This window comes from Pseudoalteromonas sp. TAE79 (assembly GCF_000498015.1).
In the GTDB taxonomy this organism is placed as follows: Bacteria; Pseudomonadota; Gammaproteobacteria; order Enterobacterales; family Alteromonadaceae; genus Pseudoalteromonas.
In genome coordinates, this window is the sequence record NZ_AUTL01000156.1 from 23,430 (window position 1) to 31,001 (window position 7,572).

Genomic DNA, 7,572 nt, shown 5'->3' on the forward strand with positions numbered 1-7,572 from the left:
CTTATGAACTTACAAGATGCATTTGCAATTGAATCACTAAAAGAAAAAACCACAGCACTTAGAAAGTTGTTTGCTCCATACACGCCTCATGTTGCGGTAGATGGCTTTGAAGAACAAGCTCTCGTTGTGCTCATTAATCTTGTTTATAAGCGAAGTGAGATTGATGATTTAACAAGTGTAAGAACTGCTAAAAGAGTATTGCGCGATCAAGTGTTATTGAATAAGTGCATTAACGAAGTTAAATGGTTTCATACCCATAATTTAAAATACCCTGATATACGAGTAAGCCATCAGCGTTTAATTAGTAAGGTAGTAAGTGAAGATATTGCGGGTATTTGTAGCCGGTCATTACCTTTAAGTTTTGGCTGGTCGCACAACAGTGCTGAAATTAATCATGCAAAGCTATTTTTAACCTCATTTATTTGGCAAGGTGAAGTAACTTGTTTAGCAAAGTTACTAATAGCTGAAGAGCCTGTTTGGATTAATTTAATAAGAAAATACGGGTTTACTAAAAAGGCGGTTTTAGACATCGCAGGCAAAATAAAACAGCTTTTGCCAGTGGCAGAGCTCCCATTAGAAGTAAGCTCTTTTTCACCACAATTACAAATGCCATTCCAGCAAAGCTACCTTGCGGTTACGCCTGTAGTAAGCCACGCAATGCTAGCTAAAATTCAGCAATTAACAACAGGTCGTAAGTTAAACTTTGGCTTAGTTGAGCACTCAAGACCTGCTAATGTTGGCGATTTAGCAAGCTCAGTAGGCGGTAATATTAGAGTGCTTCGTTACTTTCCTAAAACATATTCTAAGGCTGTTAACCGCTCTAAAGTAGCTAATAATGATATTGAGAAAAAATTTAAAATTCGTGCACTATTAAGTAGTCAATTTCAGCATGCGCTTTTGGTATTGGTTGGTATTAAACAGTTTAATACGTTAAGGCAAAAGCGATTAGCGCGAGTAGCGGCTATTAGGCAAGTACGTGTTAGCTTGCAGTTATGGCTGGATAACATTCTGGAAGCTAAAAATAACGCTCAAGAGCAAGCTTACCCTGAGTGGGCAAAGCATTACTTAGATCAGAGTATTACTAACTGTATTAGCCAATTTAGTAACGTATTAAATGAGAGCCTTGGTACTTTAAGTAAGCTCAAACGCTTTGCATATCAACCTAATTTAATGGGGCTGTTTAAAATTCAGCTAAACTATGTGTTTACTCATTGCACTGCTGAACAAGAAACATTAAATGATGAGCAGATAGTGTATGTACATTGCCAAGATATGCGAGTGTTTGATGCTGAGGCAATGGCTAACCCGTATATTCAAGGCATGCCGTCACTTACTGCTTTAAATGGGCTTGCTCATAACTTTGAGCGTAAGCTAAAAAACTTTATAGACCCTTCAATTAAGTGTATTGGCAGTGCTATTTACATTGAAAGCTATCAACTACATACAGGTAAACCATTACCTGAGCCAAGTAAGTTAAAACAAGTTGCAGGGCGTAGTCATGTAATAAGGTCAGGTATTATTGATAAACCTAAATGCGATATAACACTCGATTTAATATTTAGGCTTTTTGTACCAAATAAAGAGGTGCTTAATAAGTTAAATAGTCAGCTTATAAAGCCCGCACTACCATCTACGTTTGCAGGCGGCACTATGCATCCACCTTCGTTGTATCAAAATATAGACTGGTGCCATTTACATACTAAACCGAATGAGCTGTTTAAAAATATGAAGGCAAAATCGTTAAATGGTAGTTGGTTGTACCCTTCAAAAAAAGTAGTCAAAAGTTTTGAACAATTGATTGATGCCCTTAACGGTAACTTTAATTTAAGACCCGCTGCAATTGGCTTTGCTGCGCTTGAAGAACCCGTAAAGCGAGATGCAGCCTTACATGAATACCATTGTTATGCTGAGCCCGTAATCGGGTTGTTAGAGTGTGTTAGCAATACATCAGTAAAGTACGCAGGCGCTAAGCAGTTCTTTCATGACGCATTTTGGGTTATGGATGTTCAAAAAGAGTCTATGCTTATGAAAAAGTCTAAGTTTGAGTATGAATAATGCAATTACCTCGGCACTTAAGTTACACGCGTTCGCTCTCACCCAGTAAAGCGGTATTTTTTTATAAAACACCGGAATCAGATTTTGAACCGCTACAAATAGAGCAAAATAAATTAGTTGGGCAAAAGTCAGGGTTTGGCGATGCGTATCAAAAGCAAAATGTGGCTAAAAATTTAGCGCCACAAGATCTCGCTTTTGGTAACCCACAAACAATTGATGTGTGCTACGTGCCTCCAACAGTAAATGAGCTATTTTGCCGTTTTTCACTCAGGGTTGAGGCTAATAGCAATGAACCACATGTTTGTGATGACCCTAAAGTTATTTATTGGTTAAAACGGTTTTTTGAAACCTATAAAAAGCACAATGGCCTTAATGAAGTTGCTACCCGTTACGCTAAAAATATACTGATGGCCAATTGGCTTTGGCGCAACCGCCAATCACCAAATGTTGATATTGAAATCCTCACTGAGCACGCAGCTCCAATTATTGTTGAAGGTGCACAAAAACTAAAATGGCAAGGCAATTGGCAAAATAATCAAACAGCATTATTAACGTTGTCAGAAGCTATTCAAGAAGGGCTTAGCAATCCTCAAAATTATTGTTACTTAGATATAACCGCAAAAATTAAAAATGCATTTAGCCAAGAAGTTCACCCTAGTCAAAAGTTTGTAGATACTGTTGAACAGGGTATGTCATCTAAACAACTTGCATATACTCAAGTCGGCGATAAAAAAGCAGCAAGTTTAAACTCACAAAAAGTAGGGGCTGCTATCCAAACTATCGATGATTGGTATGAGGGAGGCTACAAACCTTTGCGCACTCATGAGTATGGTGCAGATAAGCAAATATTAGTTGCACACAGAACACCTAAGACCCATTCAGACTTTTATTCATTACTCCCGCGCATTGCCATGCATATTAAGCACATGGAAAGACATGGTTTGGCGCAAAATGAAGAATCAAACGCAGTTCACTTTATTGCGGCAGTGCTAATTAAAGGTGGCTTGTTCCAAAGGAGTAAAGCTTGAAACGCTATTATTTTACTATTACTTATTTACCTAAAAATTGTGATGTAAGCCTCCTTGCTGGGCGTTGCATTGGTATTTTGCATGGGTTTATGAGTTCACGCGAGATAAGTAATATTGGTGTGTGCTTTCCTAAATGGAATGAGCAAACTATAGGTAATGAATTAGCGTTTGTATCGACAGATAAAAAGCAATTAACCAACCTATCTCAGCAAAGCTATTTTGAGATGATGGCTCATGATAAGTTATTTGGCTTATCAAAAATACTCGAAGTACCAGTAAATCAAAGCGAAGTCATGTTTGTTCGCAACCAATCAGTAGCCAAAGCATTTGTTGGTGAAAAGCAAAGACGATTGAAACGCGCTAAAAAGCGAGCTGAAGCTAGAGGCGAGGTTTACAACCCTGAATATAAATTTGAGGAAAAAGCCATAGGCCACTTTCATTCAATACCCGTATCAAGCAAAGGCAATGGTCAAAGTTATGTTTTGCATGTACAAAAAGTCGAAAAACCTGAACCCATAAATAATCACTTTAACAATTATGGCTTTGCTACAAATCAAACATTTCTAGGTACGGTTCCTTCTTTGAATCCCATTTTTCAGTAGTCATAAAATACTCTTCTTATTTTCAATGGGTTATCAGGTTAATTAAAAATAAGGGTAAATAATTTAAATTCGTTTAACAGTTTGGTATTTATAGAAATTTAAACTATTTTTAATAGTGAACTGCCGAGTAGGCAGCTGGAAATTTAAGGCAATCGATTAGACTCGGGCGACCAGTGTGAACTGCCGAGTAGGCAGCTGAAATTAGGCCAGGAAGTAAACAACCACAACTTGTGACTTTTAACTGCCGAAAAGGCAGAGGCTAAATAGAGAGACCCCAGCAAATGCTGGGGTGTTTTTAAGCGTTATAACCGTATTTAAGGCTATTTATAACGTTCCTAATTAACCTTCTACCAGCAATTGTATTTACAAATGTTAAAGGTGTTTTAGAGCTAAATTGTAAGGAGTACGTATTTAGCCATTTATTCCATCGTTCAATATTTTCAAAGTAATCAATACAAGCTGATGCTAGATGAGCTAACTCAAAGGTATTTTCACTCAAAGTTGCATTTAAACGTGTGTACTCTTTTTTATGACGTTCCAAAGTTCTAATATTTGTACCAATTGCTTTAGCAAAGGATTGAATATCCCAACCTAACTGAAGCCTAAACTTCTCAACACTCTTTAAATCTAAACCACGCTGAATTAATTCAATTTCATCTAAAGGGTTTGAGCTTAAATTAACTTTTCCATTGCTGAGTATATCTACAAATTTATGATTAGCACTAGGTTGAATATCACTAGGCATACATACCTCAAAGCCAAGAAAAGTTATATTTAATAATAGCACTTCTGTTATCCAGCTGATAGTCGGATTAGAGCGATAACCAATCATTGATATTGGCTAAATATAGTCGTTAATTGATTGGTCAAACTACTTTTTGCGCATATATTCATGAAAATGAGCGCTGCGCGCATATTGATTCGTTTAACTTTACCTAAAAAATTTAGAAAACTTAGTGATAGTAATGCCTTAGGTAATTTGTTAAAACTATATAAAGTAGATAAATGAGCGTGGTGTCGGTAGAAATATGCGCGACGAGCGCACTATTAAATTATATTTCAAAAGGAGTGTACATTGCAAAATCAACCTATGAGTAGTGGCGACCAAGGTAAGCTGCTTATTTTTTCGCTTTTGATGGCCCCTTCGATAGTGTTTCTTTTCGGCATTATTCCTGCCATATTTTTGGGCTTTGGCATATATATGATGAAGAAGAATCAAGACTTCTCCAGCATTGATACTGCAGTCAAAAATTTTAAGGGCTATGCATGGTTAGCTCTCATTGGTTGCGCTCTGAGTTCGATTTATTGGGGCAATAAGTATTTCAGTGCGGAGGATAGCTGGTTTTACGATGATGAGTTCTTTATTTCATTAATGTTCGCTGGAATTGCTTTTGCTTATTTGATTGTGGTTCAGGTTTTATTTTACTCCCCCATGAATAGGCACAGAGAATGGGTAGAGGTTAATGGAATATTTTCAACAAAACCAAAGTCATGCAATGAATCAACAAATCAGTCAGAGGTAGACATAATCAAAGGAGAAAAGTTAAAGCAATACTCTGTGGCAGATGAATTAACAAAATGGGCGAAGCTCAAAGAAGATGGTCACATCTCTGAAGAGGAATTTAACGAGGCTAGAACTAAGCTTTTGAAGCGAAATTGAAAAATGGATCTTTACAACAAGCAATCCGAACTACGCCAAGAAACACCAGCTTACTGGCATAACAAATCACATGACCTTTTGGTGTCAGCTCGCACTCTATGGAAAGCAATGCAAAAAGAAAGAGAGTTAGAGATAAACTGCTGGTCAACGTACAAAATGTTAATGGGAATGTCCTTAGAGCTTCTTTTCAAAGCGCATTGTGTAGGCGCAGGCGTTAGTTTCGGGGCTACCCATGACTTAGTGTCATTGTCAAAAACCGCAAACTTCACAACGTCCAAAGAAGAAAATGGAATTTTAAATGTTCTATCAGAATATATTATTTGGGATGGAAGATATCCTACTCCAAAGAAGCCCCAGCATCTTGAAAATCATTGGAAAAACCAAAACAAAGTGCTTAACGATAAGAAAAACCTTGGTGGTTTAACGGTTCAAGTCTCCAATAATAAATTGGATTTTGAAAATTTACTTCCTATTTGGCGCAAGTATTCAGATCTATTCATGGACAGATACAATTGAAATATAACAAGTGACTATGGTTACGACTGTCCGCTTCACGCCCTGAGGCATTCAACAAGCTTTTTCTACCACTAAAAGAGGAGAACCTTTCTCTTTTAGTGCTTTTAAATATTTTGATTCATCATAAGCTTTCCCTGTTTTCCAGCACCTAAATAAGATCCTTACCCATTTATAGGCCAACGCTCTTATTGCCGATTGGTGTGAATTACCTTTCGCTTTTTGCTGTGCGTAATAAATGCCCGCCCAATAAGACTGCGCTACGCTTTTGGAAGCCCACTCTATAAAGCTCTGACGGACAAATTTAGAACATTGCCAGCGCCAATGTACCCAGCTCTTTTGACCACTACGCTCTGTAACTGGCGATAAGCCTGCATAGTTTTGTATTTCTTGTGCGCTACTAAAACGAGATTTATCTTCCCCTAAAGCAGCTAAAAGCCTAGGAGCAAGGCAAGGGCCTGTACCGGGAAGTGAAGCAAATATTGAGGCGTCATCCATACTGGTAAAAATTGAGTTTATTTGTGAGTCATACTCTCGAATATTGTTAATTAATACCAACATCTGTTTGGCCAATGCCATGACAAACGTTTGATAAGGTATAATTAAAGATTCGTCGTTAGTAAGAGGAATTGCCTCCTTTATAGATGCAATGCGTTCTGGGGTCTTCTTAACAGTGGGCCCTCCTCTGGAGTTTAATAGTTTGGCAACTGTATTTGTTCTAACGCGTTTTAATTCATTTAAGTTTGGGAATTTAATTAGAAAATTACAAAATAGCTCTGTATCTCTGTGTGAAAACCACTCTAAGGGCTGTGTATAATATTGCTTTAGAGCATTAATGATTCGGTTCGCATGCCTACGTTTGTCGTCTACAAGTAATCGACGTTGTTCGACAAGGAGGGCTAATGCTCTTGTTTTCTCGCTGCTTGGTTTGAGGGGGGTAATCTTCTTTGGATAATTGAGCATCATATCTAATGCTAATTCAGCGTCTGAAGGATCATCTTTTGAACCGCTAGGAAACATAGCTTGTCTGTATCGAGCAAGGGTTAATCCATGAATAGGATAAACTGTAACAAAGCTATATTTTTGCAAGGCATATACTATAGGTCCTTTATTTAACTCAACTGCAACAGCAATATTGCCTTTTACTTTTTTATGTAATCCCTCAACCCAATCATGAATTGATTCAGGTGAGTGAGAAATTACGCTGAACGCCCGAGACTCTTCGTCTTTAACCTGCACACAAATATCATGTTTTTTATCAGCCCAATCAAGGCCAACATATGCAGAAAAGTTATCATTTTTAGTATTCATGCCAAATCTCCGATTATTGAAATTTGTTATGCATTCTTTACTCTTCGAAAGAAATATAGACAGCGTTTGTAAGGCAAGCCCTGAGTATTCGTTTTGAGTAAAGTAACTCAATACTTCGAAAGAAAAGCGGTGATCATTAAATGATGATGGCACAATATTCGTAAGTAAAGAGCACATAACCTCAACAATTCAAAGTATAGATTATTAAGGTTCAAAGACTATAGTTGGCACATAGCAGCCAACTAAACTTGGCAGTATTTTTATGGGATTGACCTCATAAAGCCTATATTTGGTAACTTTATGCCATTATACACTTCAATTTTATGCCAAGTTACACTCCACCTATGGCGCTGTAGCCCAGTAGAAACGTATGTTCTTATGTCAACTTATACTTCAAACAACA

7 protein-coding genes are annotated in these 7,572 nt (G+C 37.4%); 5 read left to right on the forward strand and 2 right to left on the reverse strand.

Going from position 1 to position 7,572, the window contains the following annotated elements:
• Positions 1-3 precede the first annotated feature (3 nt).
• From L655_RS0111870 to cas6f, 3 genes are read left to right on the forward strand one after another with little or no spacing between them, the layout of a single operon-like run.
• Positions 4-2,055: a type I-F CRISPR-associated protein Csy2 gene (locus L655_RS0111870; RefSeq protein ID WP_024605111.1), complete on the forward strand. Its 2,052-nt coding sequence runs from the start codon at positions 4-6 to the stop codon at positions 2,053-2,055.
• Positions 2,055-3,083, forward strand: coding sequence for a type I-F CRISPR-associated protein Csy3 (csy3, locus tag L655_RS0111875; RefSeq protein WP_024605112.1), 1,029 nt, complete (start codon positions 2,055-2,057; stop codon positions 3,081-3,083). The genes L655_RS0111870 and csy3 overlap by 1 nt, the downstream gene beginning before the upstream one ends.
• Positions 3,080-3,685: a type I-F CRISPR-associated endoribonuclease Cas6/Csy4 gene (gene cas6f, locus L655_RS0111880; protein ID WP_024605113.1), complete on the forward strand. Its 606-nt coding sequence runs from the start codon at positions 3,080-3,082 to the stop codon at positions 3,683-3,685. The genes csy3 and cas6f overlap by 4 nt, the downstream gene beginning before the upstream one ends.
• 295 nt (positions 3,686-3,980) lie before the next feature.
• Here cas6f and L655_RS0111885 read toward each other — a convergent pair whose 3' ends face one another.
• Entirely contained in the window at positions 3,981-4,517 is a 537-nt protein-coding gene (locus L655_RS0111885) for an antitoxin Xre/MbcA/ParS toxin-binding domain-containing protein (protein WP_241764481.1), read from the reverse strand.
• A 243-nt stretch (positions 4,518-4,760) separates the two neighbouring features.
• Here L655_RS0111885 and L655_RS0111895 point away from each other — a divergent pair, with 243 nt between their 5' ends.
• The gene (locus L655_RS0111895; RefSeq protein ID WP_024605115.1) at positions 4,761-5,345 is read left to right on the forward strand and encodes an SHOCT domain-containing protein; all 585 of its coding nucleotides are present in this window, start codon (positions 4,761-4,763) and stop codon (positions 5,343-5,345) included.
• Between the two features lie 3 nt (positions 5,346-5,348).
• A complete protein-coding gene (locus L655_RS0111900) occupies positions 5,349-5,861 on the forward strand; it encodes a hypothetical protein (protein WP_024605116.1) in 513 nt (170 codons plus the stop codon).
• 51 nt (positions 5,862-5,912) lie between these two features.
• On the opposite strand, the gene L655_RS0111905 is transcribed toward L655_RS0111900, so the two are convergent.
• A complete protein-coding gene (locus tag L655_RS0111905; RefSeq protein ID WP_024605117.1) occupies positions 5,913-7,169 on the reverse strand; it encodes an IS110 family transposase in 1,257 nt (418 codons plus the stop codon).
• Positions 7,170-7,572: the final 403 nt, after the last annotated feature.

Bases quoted from the DNA above. Each gene is read 5' to 3' on its own strand.
- L655_RS0111870 (WP_024605111.1), top strand. From the start codon at position 4: ATGAACTTACAAGATGCATTTGCAATTGAATCACTAAAAGAAAAAACC.
- L655_RS0111885 (WP_241764481.1), bottom strand. From the start codon at position 4,517: ATGATTGGTTATCGCTCTAATCCGACTATCAGCTGGATAACAGAAGTG.
- L655_RS0111905 (WP_024605117.1), bottom strand. From the start codon at position 7,169: ATGAATACTAAAAATGATAACTTTTCTGCATATGTTGGCCTTGATTGG.
- L655_RS0111900 (WP_024605116.1), top strand. From the start codon at position 5,349: ATGGATCTTTACAACAAGCAATCCGAACTACGCCAAGAAACACCAGCT.
- csy3 (WP_024605112.1), top strand. From the start codon at position 2,055: ATGCAATTACCTCGGCACTTAAGTTACACGCGTTCGCTCTCACCCAGT.